Consider the following 16,568-nt stretch of genomic DNA (forward strand, 5'->3'; position numbering starts at 1 on the left):
TGCAGCTATTCTGCTGGCGTATTCGTGGTGCCCAGCGCTTTATCAAGCTCACTGTGCAGTTTCTCTTCACTGGCTTTGCGTGGCTTCGTAAAGCGCATCAGCAGCAAGTAGGCGGCTGGTGTTACGAAGAGTGTGGAGAGTGTTGCAAAGCCTAAACCACCAACGATTACCCATCCCATCTCAATGCGCGCTTCTGCCCCTGCTCCAAAAGCCATGACCAGTGGCACGCCACCAAGGACGGTTGAGACCACAGTCATAACAACTGGGCGGAAGCGGATGAGGCATGCATCATGGATCGCTTCAAAGACCGAACGCCCCTCTTCCCGCAATGTGTTGGCAAATTCGACAATGAGAATGCCGTTCTTGGCCATCAAACCAACGAGCAAGATGATACCGATCTGGGAGTAGACGTTGATGGAGCCTCCAGTCAGGCCGATAGAGATAATCGCCGCTGAAATGCCAAAGGGCACTGTGCAGAGAATGACAAAGGCACTCATGAAGCTTTCAAACTGCGCAGCGAGTACAAGGAAGACCACCAGGATCGCAAAGAGGAAGGTCATGTAGACGTTGGACGTGGTTTTCTCCAAAACCGCTGCTTCACTCAAAAGCGTGACATTTGTGCCTTCCGGCAAGACCTCCTCAGCAACTTCTTTCATGTCAGAGATTGCCTGCGCAAGATCATAACCATCATTGATGGAGATGGTGACGGGGACTGCTCTTTGCTGCTCTTCACGCGTCAAGCTTGGTGCCACGGCCTCTTCTTCAATGGAGACAATAGAGGACATAGGCAGCATGGTGCCGTCTTTGCTCTTGATGAAGATATTTTCCAAATCACGGGTAGAGCGCAATGGCAGACCACCTGCTTCCATGACCATTGGAATGCCGTCATCTTCTACAAAGAGGTCCGCTACTGACGAGCCATCGAGCAGCATGCGCAGATTAGAGGCGATCCGGTCGGAAGACAGTCCCAGATCATTTGCGCGTTCCCTGTCTACACTCACCAACAATTGCGGCTGTGTCGTCTCATAGGACACGGAGGCAAAGCCAACTTTGTCACCGTAACGGGCCTGCATCTCCGAGACGATATCATCTGCATTTTCGGCCAGTTCATCATAGTTGGTGCCGGTCACGGCAAAACGAAGTCCCTGCCCAGCGCCGCGAATTCCAATTGTATTGGGTTGAGCAACACGCACCTTCAGGCCGGGAATTTTAGCGGTCTTGCGTTGTAGTTCGTTGACAATTTCCTGCTGACTGCGATCTCGCTCTGCCCAGTCTTTCAAAGACATAACAAGGAAGCCGCGATTGATCTGCCCCCCCATGCCTACAAGACTCATAACGCTTCGGGCCTCGCCATTTTCAACATAGGGCTGAGCGATATATTCCAACTCGCTCATCTTGCCCGCGGTGTAGTCTAAACTTGCCCCTTGAGGTGTCGATGCAATCATGAAGATCACAGACCTGTCCTCTGTTGGGGTGAGCTGTCTTGGCAGTGAAGTATATTGGGAAGCTCCCAGAATGACGAAGAGCGTTGCTGCACCCAGCAATATGAATGGACGGCGCAATGTCCAATCCAATGTGCTGGAGTACCAACGCTCAATGGCTGTCCCCATATTGGAAATCACAGTCCAGGTCGCAGAGGGTTTGTGCGTGTCCTCATAGTTTTTCGTTCGCAGCAGACGAGAAGCCATCATCGGCGCAAGGGTCAGCGCAACGAAGGACGACAGCATCACACTGATTGCAAGCACGAAACCGAATTCAGAGAAGAGTTTGCCAACACTGCCCGGGAGGAATGAAATTGGAATGAACACAGCAGCCAGAGTGGCCGTTGTGGTGATGACTGCAAAGAAGACCTCCCGCGTACCAAGGATCGCAGCCGCACGTGGCCCCTGCCCGTTATGAACGCGCTTGGAGATATTCTCCAGAACCACAATTGCATCATCAACCACCATGCCGGTTGCCAGCAAAAGGGCCAGAAGCGTCAAAACGTTTGCGGAAAAGCCCGCTAGCCAGATGCCAACCAAAGCCCCAATCAAGGCAACAGGAACAGTGACAGCAGGAATAAGCGTGACTCGAATAGAACCGAGGAACAGCAGCATCACACCAATGACAATGCTGGTGGACAGGAACAGCGAGAACACGACTTCCTTGATCGCGCCACCAATGAACGTTGCATCATCACTGCTGACGTTGACTTCAACATCCTTTGGAAGCTGATCCTTCATGCGCTCAATTTCAGCGCGGACGTTGTTGGAGATGTCGATGGTATTTGAGTTTGCCGAGCGAATGATACCCATGCCGACAGCACGTTTGCCGTTGTAAAACGCACCAGAGGACGCGCGTTCCGGCCCATAGCTCACAAACGCGATATCGCGAATTCGGGTAGTATCATTGAGCTTGACCATACCGATCTGTTCGGCAGTTTTCACGTCAGAGTTTGCACGAACAAAGAGCTCCTGATCGCCCGTTTCCAGCGATCCGCCGGAGGTATCAAGCGCAAGCTCTTCCAAAACAGAGCGCAGATTATCCGGTGTCAGGCCGCGAGATGACATTGCCTGCACGTTGATCGCAACTTTGAAGACGGGCGTTTGAGAGCCATACAAATCCACACTGGCGACACCCGGTACAGACGTGATGCGGTCAACAATCTCATCATCCACAAACTTGCTCAGTTCTTCGATACGCATTTCGTCAGAGGTGACAACAACGCGCATGACAGGATCGGCATCCGCGTCTGCCTTTACCACAACGGGAGTATCTGCATCTTCTGGCAGATTACGCCCCGCTCCGCTCACAGCATCGCGGATATCATTGGCAGCTTCACTGACGTCGACACCATCATTGAACTCAACGGTAATTCGGCTGCGACCATATTTTGAATTGGATGAAATGGATTCGATGCCTGCGGTGCGGGAGATCGCTTTTTCCAGCACACTGGTTATCTCGGCATCCGTAACTTCTGGCGGCGCACCGGAGTATGTGGTCGTGACCGTTACAACAGGCCGGTCCACATTTGGCATTTCACGCACTTCAACGCCAAGTAACGCTGCGATACCAGCTACGATAATAAGAAGGTTCAGGGTGATTGCCAGAACCGGGCGCCGTACACACAAGGCATACAATCCGCTCAGGTGACTTTCCCGTGTCGATTTTTTGTCGGTTGTCATAAAAACACCTTCGGGTCAGTCATTCAGGAGTTGGATTGCGTCGTGCCATCAGGCGATATTCCAGATTGGGAACCAGAGCTTTTTACTGGTTCCCCCTTATCGGTTTGGCCTGTGTCCGGCTTATCCTTGCCTTGACCAAGTCCCTTCCCTTTGCCCTTTACTCCAGCTTTATCACTGGGTGTCTGCGTCTCACTCACGAGTGGAGCGGTTGGTTCATCAGGGCTGGTCAGCGTAAAACCCGGCTCAGCCTGAAGCGTTACTTTTGTGCCCGGACGCAAGTCACGCACTGATTCCGTGATGACGATATCGCCCGGCTCGACCTCACCTTCAATCAAGACGCGATCAGCGCTACGCTCAATGACGGTTACGTCGGACCGCAAAGCTTCACCATTTTCAGCAAGCCAGACATGCGGGCCGGACCGATCCCACTTGAGCGCGATGGACGGGACGGATGGCCATTCCTCCCCTTCCAACTGGACACGAGCATCGAATGCGATCCCAGACCTCAGAAGATCGTCAGGATTTGCGACTGTTGCCTGAACTTTCAATGTGCGGGATTCGGATTTGACGCGATTTTCCAGAGCCGTCAGCTCACCGCTAAATGTATGCCCCGGCATGGCTTCTGTGCGCAGTTCAACAGTATCTCCACGTTTGACCTTGTTGGCAAACCGTTCTGGTACGACAAATTCCACCAAAATGCTTGAGCGATCGTCCAGACCAGTGATGCGGGAAGACTGGGTTACGTAGTCGCCGATTTCAACATCCATGATGCCGAGAATACCTTCAAATGGCGCTCTCACCAGCCTGCGATCAAGGTCAATACTGGCTTTGTCCAGATCCAGTCGGGCCTGATTTGTTGCCAGCAAAGCGTTTTGCATCTGGACTGTCGAAATGGTCTGCGAAGACATCAGCTTTTCATAGCGTTCAACCTGCTCTTCAGCATCTTTAAGCGCAAGCTTGGCGCGGTTGACCGCCAGCTTCTCTTCCGCATCATCCAGACGCAGCACAACATCACCTGTAGAGACGCGCGTCCCTGCTTTGAAAGGCAGCTCCTGAATACGTCCAGAGCTTTCCGGGTAGAGATCTGTCATTTTGGCTGCACGGCCTGTGCCGATTGCGCGGACAAATGTATCGGTTACGCCTGTGGTCACATTACGGGCGCGAGCCAGAATTTCCTGATTGCCACCACCGCCACGTTTTCCGCCGCCACGCTTGCCCTGCTGTTTGTTGCCGGAACCCTTCACGACGACATCTGCCGTCTCAGTTGGCCAAAGCGTTAGTCCAACGGAAGAGAACAAGGGGACAGACTTGGAGAACAGAACCGGTTTGCCGATGTATAAACCTGCAATACCAACTACGACAGCGATCAGACCAACTTTTACAGCCTGTCTAGAACGGGACATTAACAGCCAACTCCTACCAGAATTTGCAGTACTTACGGCTATTCAGGCTCACTGGATCAATGAGGAGCCTCTTGGCGATTCAAGCACGCTTGAAAGAACACATTAGTTGAGAGTGTTTTACATTACTTTTGTGAGACATGTGCATTTTGAAGTTTGTAAAAACGTAATGACATTGTCTGAACCGGCGTTTTGCTACAGTTCGTTACACTTTCCCTGGTCTGCCCCGCGCGTTTTCCAGAGGCAGATGCACAAAAGGCCTGATATTGATATCAGGCCTTTCAGTCATTTTCACGATGCTACATTTAGCTAAACGCTGAGCGGTTCCACCGGGTTACCTGCCGGACGCACCACAACGCGTGATCCATTTGGCACGCGGTTGTACAGGTCAATCACATCCTGGTTGAGCAGGCGGATACAGCCACTTGAGACGTTTTTGCCGATTGACCAGTGCTCGTTGGTTCCGTGCAGGCGGTACAACGTGTCTTTGCCATTCTGGAACAGGTAAAGCGCACGGGCGCCCAGCGGGTTTTCAATACCCGGCGCCATACCATGACGGAACTCTTCAAGCTCTGGCTGACGTGCGATCATCTCTGCTGGCGGCGTCCATTTTGGCCACTGACGTTTGTACTGGATGACAGCATCGCCGTTCCAGCTAAAGCCAGCACGGCCTACACCGACACCATAGCGCATGGCAGTGCCATCACCGCGCACCAGATAAAGGAAGCGGTTGGATGGGTCGACAACAAGTGTGCCGCCAACTTCCGGACCGGTGTAGTTCACCACCTGACGGAGGTACTTACCGTCTGGGATCTGGCTGAGATTGACTGCAGGGATGGGGAATTTTTCTTCCGGCATCGGGCCATAAACAACCTTGTAGTACGGATCCTGGCGAAGGTCGGCCACAGTCTTGCGTTTTGGAGCACCGGTTGTCTGACAGCCTGCCAAAGCGAGGGCTGCTGTTCCGATTACAAAACCACGTCTGGACAAACTACCTTTGTTACAATGCCTCGCCTTCTCGGCAGTTGTACTTAAAAAGCTCATGGTCACCCTATTATTGTTCCTTAAGTTAGATTGCCGAGCATGCTGCAATAAACATATCGCACAGTCGATTTGCGTTTCTAACTTGTCTCTATCAATAACTAATTGAGGAAGACAGATGGTCACGACAATTTGAACCTATGCACAATTCACTATGTGGATTCAAAGGGTGCGACCAACAAGGCCTTAAAGGGTGTGTCTGGCCTGCAAATGGCTGGATTGCGGCCAGTTCAAGAACAAGATGGCTTTTCTACAGATACTGAAGAAACCTCCCTCACTTGAAGCGAGAGAGGCAAAGGCTTCAGCTTTTGAAGCGGTTAGGGCTTGTGGTGTTCGTGCCAATGGCGGGCAATATCGATCCGACGCGGCACCCAGACATCCTGCTTTTGGGAGATATAATCCAAGAAACGGGCAAGAGCTGCTGTTCTGCCAGGGCGTCCGGCAAGGCGGCAGTGCAAGCCGATGGACATCATTTTGGCCGCTCCGTCTTCCCCTTCCGCGTAAAGCGTGTCGAAGCTATCTTTCAGGTAGGTAAAGAATTGGTCACCGCTGTTAAAGCCCTGCGGTGTTGCAAACCGCATATCATTGGCATCCAGCGTGTAAGGGATGATCAGATGCGGGCCATTGGGGCCTTCAACCCAATAAGGCAGATCGTCTGCATAGCTGTCAGAGCTGTAAAGAAAGCCCCCCTCTTCCATAACCATCTGCAGTGTGTTGACGGAGCTTCTGCCCGTGTACCAGCCATATGGGCGCTCTCCGGTCGTCTCTTTGTGGCTTTTGATCGCCTGCTGGAGATGCCAGCGCTCTTCATCAGCGGAGAAATCTTTGTACTCGATCCATTTGAGGCCGTGAGATGCAATCTCCCAGTCAGCCTCTTTCATAGCCTGAACCACTTCAGGATTTCGCTCTAGTGCCGTGGCAACGCCATAGCACGTCACCGGATGTCCATGTTTGCGGAACAATCGCCACAAACGCCAGAAGCCAGCACGCGAGCCATATTCGTAAAGTGACTCCATATTCATATGCCGTTGGTTCAGCCAGGTTTGGGCGCCAACAATCTCAGAAAGGAAAGCTTCAGACCCAGCATCTCCATGAAGGATGTTGTTCTCGCCGCCTTCTTCGTAATTGATGACAAACTGAACCGCGATTTTCGCATTGCCTGGCCAGTTAGGGTTCGGCGTGTTCCGGCCATACCCAATCATGTCGCGTGCATAATCCATCATGAAATACCTTTTTGAAGTTTGTTGGAAACACTTCACCTCAAAACAGCAAGACAAGACAAGTAGGTTTGTGCAGAATTCCAATGCACAACTCTTCCTAAGCTCACAAAAAATGGCTCAACTTGTGATGGCAAACACATTCTTTTGTAGAAATCTCATTAAATTTGAAGGGTAACCATTGAAATTTTGAGCACGAGAACAATCTGAACCCTATGTAGCGCGACCGGGACATCCTGTTACATTTCTACATTTGACAGTGATTAAAGCTTTCAGTAAAAAGTTTCACATATATCTAGTCGATATATATCGAACGTGACCAGACTTTAGCTCTAATCGATTTTAAGTCTTTTAAGTTCAGTAAGTTATTCGACCTCACACCTATATGAGGTCTCTTTTAACACTCAGTGCGATGTGGTGGGGAATGAGCACACGTAAATTTTGTCTTGCCATATTATCCAGCGGGGATGCTACTGGATATGAAATTCGCAAGACTGCGCAAGAAGGGCATTTCAGTCATTTCATTGAAGCCAGTTACGGGTCAATTTATCCGTCGCTTGCCAAGATGGAACAGGACGGTCTTGTGACGTGGCGCGAAGAAATTTCACCAGGCAAACCTTCTCGGAAAATCTATTCTATTACACAGGCAGGTCGTGACGCTTTTGTACAAGAGCTGTCTGAGACCCCTGTCGAAGATTTGTTCAGATCCCCGTTTCTTCTGCTTGCACTTTATAGCCGCTGGGTTGGTGGCGAGTTTATTTCCAAGGAGATTGACCGCCGCATTGAGCATCTGGAGCTCAAAATCGGGGGCATGACCCACGAACTTGAGATTTGTGAGGATCCGGCAAGCGCGTGGACACTGGAATACGGCATTACCACACTGAGTGCTTCCCTTAATTACATGAAAATGAACCGAAGCAAGCTTGAGCGTATCGCCAGCGAGCGTGTCTCCCACGCTCAAGCAGCTGAATAATCGCCTAGAACCGGCGGAGAGAAAAATGGCAATTCGATTTTCACATGTTCTGGCTTTGGGGCTTACAGCCGGAATCGGTATCTGGATGGCGACCGGCACAACCGTGGTTATGGGTCAGGGTACGGGCGAAGGTTCGACTCCACCACCAGCAGAAAGAGTGAAAGCTCTCGGCTCTGTTCCCTTTGCCGTAAAAGTTCAGACACTTGAAGCAACTGTACGAACTCCATTTTTGGAAATGCGCGGACGGACGCAGGCTGATACGCGCGTTGAAGTGCATTCGGAAACTGCTGGTGTGGTGCGTGCACGCCCAGCAACGGAAGGCATGTTCGTTCGTAAAGGTGATTTGCTCTGTTCTCTTGATCGCGGCGCACGTGAAGCACGCGTTCTTCAAGCCAATGCAGCGCTGGCTCAGGCCAATATTGATTTTGAAGCTGCCAGCAAGCTGAACAACAGAGGCTTTTCTGCTGCGAACCGTGTGATCGCGCTTAAAGCAACAAGCGACGCGGCCAAAGCCCAGTTACAGGAAGCTGAACTTGAGCTGGAACGTACTGCAATCCGCGCCCCTATTGACGGGATCATCGAGACACCACTGACAGAAGTGGGCGCGATGCTGGCTGTTGGCAAAGTTTGCGCGACAATTATGGCACCGGACCCAATGCTTGCAATCGGCGCTGTTTCAGAATCCAACATTCAGGCTGTAAAGATTGGCCAGACCGCTGTTGTAAATCTGGTGACCGGTCAAACCGTTGAAGGCAAAGTGAGCCACATTGCGAGCTCCGCCAATCCGGACACACGTACTTTCCACGTAGAAGTTGAACTGCCGAACTCTGATTTTGATTTGAAGGACGGCGTTACGACCAGCACCCAGCTGCAACTTGCCAATGAGAAAGCACACTTTGTATCACCGGGCATTTTGACCCTTGCTGACAATGGGGATATTGGCCTGCGCGGCGTTGGTGCAGACAACAAGGTCATTTTCTATCCTGTTGAGATGATCGGCGGAGACACAAAGGGCGTCTGGCTCAAGGGCCTGCCAGAAAAAGTGACCGTTATTACTGTTGGTCAGGACTTCGTTAAAGAAGGCCGCGTTGTTCATCCCGTTTTTGAAACCGCGGAGGTTTCACAATGATATCCATGCTGGAAGGGGTGCTCCAACGCCCCAAAACAGTTTTTGTGATGATGCTCTTCATGGTGATCGCAGGCATTATGTCCTACATCGCGATTCCCAAAGAAGCTGCGCCTGATATTGACGTTCCTTTCTTTTATGTTTCTGTCAGCCAGTCCGGTATTTCTCCAGAAGACGGAACCCGCCTGATCGGCCAACCGATGGAGACCGAACTCCGCGGTCTTGAGGGACTGAAAGAGATCACGACGATCGCCGCCGAAGGGCATGTGGGTATTTTGTTGGAGTTCGACATTAATGTCGACAAAGACAAAGCGCTGACGGACGTTCGTGAAAAGGTTGACACGGCGAAGACTAAGATCCCTGAGGACGCCAAAGAACCGACTGTCAGCACCCACAATATGGCTCTTCAGCCAACCATGACCATCGCCCTTTCCGGTGATGTTCCTGCCCGCACGCTTTACCGTCTTGCAGACCGTTTAAAAGACGAGATCGAGTCCATTGCGTCGGTGAAAGAGGTTGAGCTGACTGGCCAGCGTGATGAGTTGCTGGAAGTGATCATTGATACGCTTAAGATGGAAAGCTACTCCATCAGCCAGAGCGAGCTAATCAATGCACTTCGGCTGAACAACCAGCTGATTGCTGCAGGCTTTATTGATGGAGGTGCTGGCCGCTTCAACATCAAAGTGCCGGGTCTGATCCTTGATGCGGATGATGTGTATTCCTTACCGGTGAAACAAGCTGGTGAAGGTGTCGTGACACTTGGCGATATCGCTACGATCAAACGCACCTTCAAAGATCCAAGTACCTTTACACTTGTGAATGGTCAACCTGCTGTCTCTCTGGATGTGATCAAACGCATTGGCGAGAACATTATCGAGAACAATGCTGCTGTTCGCACTGTTGTTGAAGACGTTACTGCAGAGCTGCCAAGTACGGTATCTGTGAGCTATATGCTCGATGTATCAGACAACATTTTTCAGACCCTAAACTCTCTTGAATCTTCCATCATGACAGCAATTTTCCTCGTGATGGTTGTTGTTATTGCTGCTCTTGGTTTGCGGTCTGCCATCTTGGTTGGTTTGGCTATTCCAACAAGCTTCATGTTGGGCTTCCTGACACTCACGACCATCGGTATGACCGTGAACACCATGGTGATGTTCGGCCTGGTGCTGACTGTTGGTATGCTGGTTGACGGCGCGATTGTGATGGTGGAGTACGCAGACCGTAAGGCAGCTGAAGGTATGCCTCCACGGGATGCTTACATCCGTGCTGCCAAGCTGATGTTCTGGCCGATCGTCTCTTCCACGGCAACAACGCTGGCGGCTTTCTTGCCAATGTTGCTGTGGCCGGGTGTACCAGGCGAGTTTATGAGCTACTTGCCAATCATGGTGATCATTGTTCTGTCCGGCTCTTTGCTGACGGCCATGGTGTTCCTGCCCGTGACAGGTGGTATTTTGGCCGCTGTCTTTGCGTTTATGAGCAAGTATGGCGAGCATCTTCTGGCTCTTATCGTTGCTGTAGGGCTGGCTGCCGTCGTCTCCAGCCTGACACCAATCGTTGCGGTCCTTGGTCCTGCATCAAAACTGCTTGGGGCCGCTATCGTCATCATGGCTTATTTGCCGTTGATGAAGATGTTCAAACCAATCCTCAACTATTCTCGTGCGCGTGCTGAGCGCCGTAAAACGGAAGAGTTGGCAGCAGCAAAAGTGTTCTCCGGACATGGTCCGTTTGACACATCAAAGCTGCGCGGTATTACGCGTGCCTATATTGCCGTTCTGGAGTTTCTGGTTCGCAAGTGGTGGGCCGGCATGCTGGCGATCGTCGCTATGCTGGTTCTTTGTGGCAGCATCTTTATGACCTTTATGAGCAACAATGCCGGCACAGAGTTCTTCGTGGATGAAGAGCCTGAGCAGGGTAAGTTCTATGTTACCGCGCGCGGTAACATGTCCGCTCTTGAGGCCCTTGAACTGGTTCGGGACGTTGACAGCATCATTCTGGCTGAGCCGGGCATTGAAAATGTCGTGACCCGCGCCTTCCCTGTTGGTGTGCGTGGTGGCGGTGGCAACAACGCTCCTGCGGATCTGATTGGCTCTATCGACATTGAGTTTGCTGACTTCTGCTGCCGTCCGTCGGCAAAGGAAATCTTTAACAGCGTTCGTGAGAAAACATCTCTGCTTCCGGGTATCAAGGTTGAGTCCCGGCAGGTTGAGGGCGGTCCTCCAACTGGTAAAGACATCCAGTTGCAGATCAACTCAAACAACTATGAAGCAGCTGTTGCAGCCGCAGACCGCGTTCGCAATCACATCGACACTGTTGATGGTTTGCGTGATCAGGAAGACAGCCGTCCACTACCGGGCATTGACTGGGAACTGACCATCAATCGCGAAAAAGCGGCTCGTTATAAGGCTGATATTGCAGCTGTGGGCGCTATGGTTCAGCTTGTAACCAACGGTGTTCTGATTGGTGACTATCGCCCGTCTGACTCAGAGGATGAAGTGGACATTCGTGTTCGTCTTCCTCAGAACGAGCGGACTTTGGACAAGTTTGATGAGCTGCGTCTTCGTACTCAGCTGGGTCAGATTCCCCTCTCCAACTTTGTGGAGCGGACACCGAAGCAGAAGGTTTCCAGCATTACACGCCGCAATGGCATGTTCTCTCTGGACGTTAAAGCTGGCGTTGATAAAGACCGCTTCCTCGTGACTGAGAAAGAGGCAGAGATTCAGGGATGGATTGATGCTCAGCAATGGCCTGATGGTGTGTTCATCAAGTTCCGTGGGGCGAATGAAGAGCAAGCCAAGTCTCAGGCCTTCCTGATGAAGGCAATGATTGGTGCGCTGTTCCTGATGTTCATCATTCTGCTGACCCAGTACAACAGCTTCTACCAGAGCTTCCTGACCCTCTCGACTGTGGTGATGAGTGTGTTTGGTGTGCTGCTTGGCATGTTGGTGACAGGGCAGAAGTTCTCAATCATCATGACCGGTACGGGTATTGTGGCGCTGGCAGGTATCGTGGTGAACAACGCGATCGTTCTTATCGATACCTACAATCGTTTCCGTGAAGATGGGCAGAGCCCGGTAGATGCAGCACTGCGTACAAGCGCTCAGCGTGTCCGCCCGGTGATGCTGACCACAATCACCACGATTGCGGGCCTCATTCCAATGGCAACGCAGATCAGCTTTGACTTTACCAATCAGGTCACGACCTTTGGCAGCGTCACTGCAAGTTGGTGGGTGCAGCTCTCAACAGCGGTGATCTCCGGTCTGGCGTTTTCAACCATGTTGACGCTGGTTGTGATCCCGATTGCTCTGGTGATGCCTATGCATCTTGCGAATGGTTATGGGCAGGTTACAAACAGACGCAAAGGCCAGATGTCTGCAGATCAGTATGCGCTTGCAAATGGCAATCAGGATCCGAGAGAACCAACCTTTGGTGATGAGGCTTCTGAAGAGGTCAAGCGGGTTCCTGAAGCCGCTGAGTAAGGCTTTCACTGATAACAAATGCGAAAGAGGCTGCTTCGGCAGCCTTTTTTATTGCCTGCTATAAGACGCTGGAGGCAGATCGATCCAGTTGCTTGTGGTCAGCAATCCAGCCGCTGCATTCCTCGCACCTCAGTCTGCTCTCCCCTTCTCAGCTCACAGAGGTCATAAAAAAGGCCGCAGAGTAAGCCGCGGCCTTTTAAAATCAGATAGCAGAGAACAGCTACTCGCTGCTTTTTTCTTTGTCCTGTTTAGGATCAGGAACGCCAGCTTTCGCAATGTCTTCGAGGCTGACTTTCAAAGACGTTTTGTCTTCCGAAACGCTTTCCTCTTCGATCTCGGTGGTCACCACATCACAATCAGCGTGGCTGCCCTTGCCGTTTACACAATGGATCTTATAGGAGCGCCATGCGAATGGGATGGAGATGAGATAGCCGGAACTGATCACGGTCAGGCACTCGAACGGATAGCTTGCACCAAGTGCAATGATACCGACAGCGACAACAAACAGCGGTAAAACCCATTCGCGGCGAATGTGGGTGCCGATCTGTTTTCCGGAGAAGGTTGGCAGCTGACTGACCATCAGGAGGCCGACGAACATGGTGTAGAGCGCAACCGGCAGAGCCAGCTCGTTCCAATGCGGCACGCCCAGACGTTCCAGATAAATCGGCAGCAGAACTGTCAGCGCGCCTGCTGGAGCGGGAACACCGGTAAAGAACTTGCTGGCCCACTTTGGTTTATTCGGATCGTCCAGCGCCACGTTAAACCGCGCCAGTCGCAATGCCATGCAGATGGAGAACAGCAGAGAGGCGATCCAGCCAAGAGAGCTGGCATCTTCCAACATCCATGCGTAAAGGATAATCCCTGGGGCAACACCAAAGTTCACGAAGTCGGCGAGCGAATCCAGCTCAGCGCCAAACTTGGTGGACCCTTTGAGCATGCGTGCGACACGTCCGTCCAAAGCATCCAGAATGGCGGCGAGGAAGATGGCTGCAATCGCCATATCCCACCTGTCTTCCATGGCCATGCGAATGGCTGTCAGGCCGGAACATAGCGCCAGCAAGGTGACGACGTTTGGTAAAACAATACGAAGCGGAATACGCTTGCGCGTGGATCCTTTCGCATTGGTGGTTTGACCTCCCGGTTCATAGGGAGGAAATGGATTTGACACGCTATACTACCTTAAGAAACGCGGGCAACGATGTCGCCTGCTTCTTCATCTTTCAGATTTACCAGAATACTCTCACCAGCAATCATGGTCTGGCCAAGGGCAACTTGTGGCTTTGTCCCCTGAGGCAGGTAAACATCAAGACGGGATCCAAAGCGGATCAGACCGAAGCGATCACCTGCAGAAATGTTTTCGCCTTCTTTTACGAAGCACACAATACGGCGTGCTACGAGGCCAGCGATTTGCACAACGCCGATGCGGGCATTGTCGTTTTCAATGATCAGGCCATTGCGTTCATTGTGCTCACTTGCCTTGTCCAGTTCCGCATTCAGGAACTTTCCGGCCTTGTAAGCCACGCGCGTGATGCGGCCTGCCATTGGCGCACGGTTTACGTGACAGTTAAAGACGTTCATGAAGATGCACACACGCATCATCGGCTGATCGCCCAGATCCAGCTCCCGTGGCGGGATAACGGACCCCATCAGGCACACAGTTCCGTCTGCGGGGGAAACAATCAGGCCGTCTTTAACGGGAGTGACGCGCGGCGGATCGCGGAAGAAGTAACAGACCCATCCAGTCAGGAAAAGGCCGATCCAAAAAAGGGGCGACCAGAACCATCCCAAAATGATGGTCAGGACAGCTGCAATGGCGATAAACGGGTAGCCTTCTTTATGAATAGGAACCAGTGTCTTGGAAATGCTGTCCGCCAAAGACATCTTTACCACCTTTGCTAGAGTGAGGGGTTCAGCTATTGAACCCCTCAGACGTTAAGTTTCTGCTCATAGAGCAACTCAGAGAGATCTGTGCAAGCGACTCTAGCTTATTTAAACAGAGATTCCCCTGATTGCGCGCGGAGCAATCACTTGAACCCACTATTTCTTATCAGTTATGCCCTCAATTAGGCTTTCCTCAGCACTTTTGCCCCTGGAAATGAAACCCTGATCATCTTCACGCATCTGCGCAAGGCGCGCTTCCGCTTCACTGACTTCACGTTGGCGGCTCCACATGGACGCGTAGAGACCGTCATTTGCCATCAGTTCAGCATGCGTCCCCTGCTCAACCGCTTCACCAGCCTTCAAAACGAGGATTTGATCTGCGTTCACCACGGTGGAGAGACGGTGGGCGATGACAAGCGTGGTCCGGTCTTTGGAGACAATGTCCAGAGCTGACTGGATTTCCTGCTCCGTGTGCGTGTCCAAAGCCGAGGTTGCTTCATCAAGAATGAGGATCGGCGGACTTTTCAGGATGGTGCGTGCAATCGCGACGCGCTGCTTTTCACCGCCTGAAAGCTTCAGGCCACGTTCGCCCACTTCACTTTCATAACCATGAGGCAAAGCTTCGATGAAGTGATCGATCTGAGCCAGCCGAGCTGCCTCTTTCACCTCTTCCTCTGATGCGCCAACGCGGCCATAGCCGATGTTGTAGGCGATGTTGTCGTTGAACAGAACCGTATCCTGAGGAACCATACCAATGTGATCGCGCAGGGATTTCTGCGTTACTTCGCGGACATCCTTGCCATCAATGGTGATGCGGCCCGAGGTGACATCATAGAAACGGAACAGCAGACGGGAAATCGTGGACTTGCCTGCCCCAGATGGACCAACAATCGCGATGGTGCTGCCTGCAGGCACTTCGAAGTTCACGCCTTTCAGGATCGGGCGCTCTTCGTCGTAGTGGAAGTGCACGTCCTCGAACTTGATGGTGGCTTCTTTGACCTTCAGGTTCTCCGCAAGCGGCTCATCCTGAATTTCAGGTTCTACGGCTAGTACGGAGAACATGGCTTCCAGATCAGCAATGCCCTGACGGATTTCGCGATAGATGAAGCCAATGAAGTTGAGCGGAACCGACAGCTGCATGAGCAGCGCGTTGATCATGACAAAATCACCGATCGTCTGCTCACCGCGCTGAATTGCCATGGCGGACATAACCATACATGTGGTCATACCTGCACCAAGGATTAGCGCCTGCCCGAAGTTGAGCCAGGAGAGCGAGGTCCATGTTTTGATTGCAGCGCGCTCATACCCGCGCATTGCCTTATCAAAACGGCCACGTTCCATTTCCTCGTTACCGAAATACTTGACGGTTTCGAAGTTCAGGAGGCTGTCAACGGACTTGCTGTTTGCATCATTGTCCGCGTTGTTCATGTCACGGCGGATCTGGATACGCTTATCGGAGGCGACGACTGTGTAATAGACGTAGGCAAAGACCGTTGCGCCGACGACCAGAACATACCAGAGGCCAAACTGGAACCAGATTACAACAGCCATCATCGCGAATTCGACGACAGTGGGAATACCGCTCAGGATCGTGAAACGAACGATGCCTTCAATCCCCTTCACTCCGCGATCGATCACACGGGTCAGGCCACCAGTGCGGCGTGACAGGTGGTAGCGGAGAGACAGCGCGTGAAGGTGCTGGAAGGTTAGATTGGCGAGTTCGCGAACGGCGTGGAGGCCAACGCTTGAAAAGATCGCGTCACGGATCTGGTTAAACCCGACAGCCATTGTTCTGGCGACATTGTAGGCCAGGACCAACATGATTGGCGCGACAAGAATTGGCGGCAACCATTTTGGCAAAACGCTGGCGTCAGTCAGGGCATCGGTTGCCCATGCATAAAGATAGGGTGCGAAAACGGTAATAATTTTTGCGACAATCAACGCCGCGAGGGCCAGAACGACACGCTTTTTAAGCTCCGGCCTTGCATCTGGCCACATGTAAACCCAAAGAGTTTTCAGTGAACGAAGCAAGCCTTTATCGTCTGCATCCAAAGCAGGGGCGGATTTTGCCTGCTGTTTTTTGCTTGTTGCAGTCATGCTAGTGCCTTGTTGCCCGGCGCGCTTCTTAAAACGCAGAAGCGGTTGGCGAATTTGGAATGTCATATCAGAAGAGCAATGATCCAGAACGCGTTCATTGCCATCAGATTGGAGAGAGTCTTTCGCCCTCTTTTGAAGCGCACCCTTATCCGAAAACCGGAACCACTTTTCGGGAGCACGCAGTAGTATC

The 16,568-nt window shown here is 52.0% G+C and carries 9 protein-coding genes and 1 pseudogene; 3 read left to right on the top strand and 7 right to left on the bottom strand.

What is annotated here, in order from left to right:
* Positions 1–5: 5 nt before the first annotated feature.
* From PsAD5_RS18090 to puuE, 4 genes and pseudogenes are all read right to left on the bottom strand, one after another.
* Positions 6–3,164: an efflux RND transporter permease subunit gene (locus tag PsAD5_RS18090; RefSeq protein ID WP_063293109.1), complete on the bottom strand. Its 3,159-nt coding sequence runs from the start codon at positions 3,162–3,164 to the stop codon at positions 6–8.
* Positions 3,165–3,187: 23 nt separating this feature from the next.
* On the bottom strand, positions 3,188–4,567 hold the full coding sequence (locus tag PsAD5_RS18095) for an efflux RND transporter periplasmic adaptor subunit (RefSeq protein ID WP_063293110.1): 1,380 nt from the start codon (positions 4,565–4,567) through the stop codon (positions 3,188–3,190).
* Positions 4,568–4,873: 306 nt separating this feature from the next.
* Positions 4,874–5,554 (bottom strand): L,D-transpeptidase, encoded by a 681-nt coding sequence (locus PsAD5_RS18100; RefSeq protein WP_063293111.1) that lies wholly within the window; start codon positions 5,552–5,554, stop codon positions 4,874–4,876.
* Between the two features lie 371 nt (positions 5,555–5,925).
* Positions 5,926–6,825 (bottom strand): annotated as a pseudogene (gene puuE / locus PsAD5_RS18105) (allantoinase PuuE); the annotation flags it as partial.
* 421 nt (positions 6,826–7,246) lie between these two features.
* Here puuE and PsAD5_RS18110 point away from each other — a divergent pair.
* Genes PsAD5_RS18110 through PsAD5_RS18120 form a run of 3 tightly spaced genes read left to right on the top strand, consistent with a single transcriptional unit; the run spans position 7,247 to position 12,400 of the window.
* Positions 7,247–7,795, top strand: a complete 549-nt coding sequence (locus PsAD5_RS18110; protein ID WP_063288378.1) for a PadR family transcriptional regulator — start codon at positions 7,247–7,249, stop codon at positions 7,793–7,795.
* Positions 7,796–7,820: 25 nt separating this feature from the next.
* The gene (locus PsAD5_RS18115; protein WP_063293113.1) at positions 7,821–8,924 is read left to right on the top strand and encodes an efflux RND transporter periplasmic adaptor subunit; all 1,104 of its coding nucleotides are present in this window, start codon (positions 7,821–7,823) and stop codon (positions 8,922–8,924) included.
* Positions 8,921–12,400, top strand: a complete 3,480-nt coding sequence (locus PsAD5_RS18120) for an efflux RND transporter permease subunit (RefSeq protein WP_063293114.1) — start codon at positions 8,921–8,923, stop codon at positions 12,398–12,400. The genes PsAD5_RS18115 and PsAD5_RS18120 overlap by 4 nt, the downstream gene beginning before the upstream one ends.
* 220 nt (positions 12,401–12,620) lie before the next feature.
* Here PsAD5_RS18120 and pssA read toward each other — a convergent pair whose 3' ends face one another.
* From pssA to PsAD5_RS18135, 3 genes are all read right to left on the bottom strand, one after another.
* Positions 12,621–13,568, bottom strand: a complete 948-nt coding sequence (gene pssA, locus PsAD5_RS18125; protein ID WP_063293115.1) for a CDP-diacylglycerol--serine O-phosphatidyltransferase — start codon at positions 13,566–13,568, stop codon at positions 12,621–12,623.
* An 11-nt stretch (positions 13,569–13,579) separates the two neighbouring features.
* Complete coding sequence (locus PsAD5_RS18130) at positions 13,580–14,281, bottom strand: phosphatidylserine decarboxylase (protein WP_063288374.1); 702 nt, start codon at positions 14,279–14,281, stop codon at positions 13,580–13,582.
* A 156-nt stretch (positions 14,282–14,437) separates the two neighbouring features.
* A complete protein-coding gene (locus PsAD5_RS18135; RefSeq protein WP_057466188.1) occupies positions 14,438–16,378 on the bottom strand; it encodes an ABCB family ABC transporter ATP-binding protein/permease in 1,941 nt (646 codons plus the stop codon).
* Positions 16,379–16,568: the final 190 nt, after the last annotated feature.

The sequence above is a fragment of the Pseudovibrio sp. Ad5 genome (assembly GCF_001623095.1).
Taxonomy (GTDB): Bacteria; Pseudomonadota; Alphaproteobacteria; order Rhizobiales; family Stappiaceae; genus Pseudovibrio.

Coding starts and splice junctions, on each gene's coding strand:
- PsAD5_RS18090 (WP_063293109.1), bottom strand. CDS start 3,164: ATGACAACCGACAAAAAATCGACACGGGAAAGTCACCTGAGCGGATTG.
- PsAD5_RS18130 (WP_063288374.1), bottom strand. CDS start 14,281: ATGTCTTTGGCGGACAGCATTTCCAAGACACTGGTTCCTATTCATAAA.
- PsAD5_RS18110 (WP_063288378.1), top strand. CDS start 7,247: ATGAGCACACGTAAATTTTGTCTTGCCATATTATCCAGCGGGGATGCT.
- PsAD5_RS18120 (WP_063293114.1), top strand. CDS start 8,921: ATGATATCCATGCTGGAAGGGGTGCTCCAACGCCCCAAAACAGTTTTT.
- PsAD5_RS18135 (WP_057466188.1), bottom strand. CDS start 16,378: ATGACTGCAACAAGCAAAAAACAGCAGGCAAAATCCGCCCCTGCTTTG.
- PsAD5_RS18095 (WP_063293110.1), bottom strand. CDS start 4,567: ATGTCCCGTTCTAGACAGGCTGTAAAAGTTGGTCTGATCGCTGTCGTA.
- PsAD5_RS18115 (WP_063293113.1), top strand. CDS start 7,821: ATGGCAATTCGATTTTCACATGTTCTGGCTTTGGGGCTTACAGCCGGA.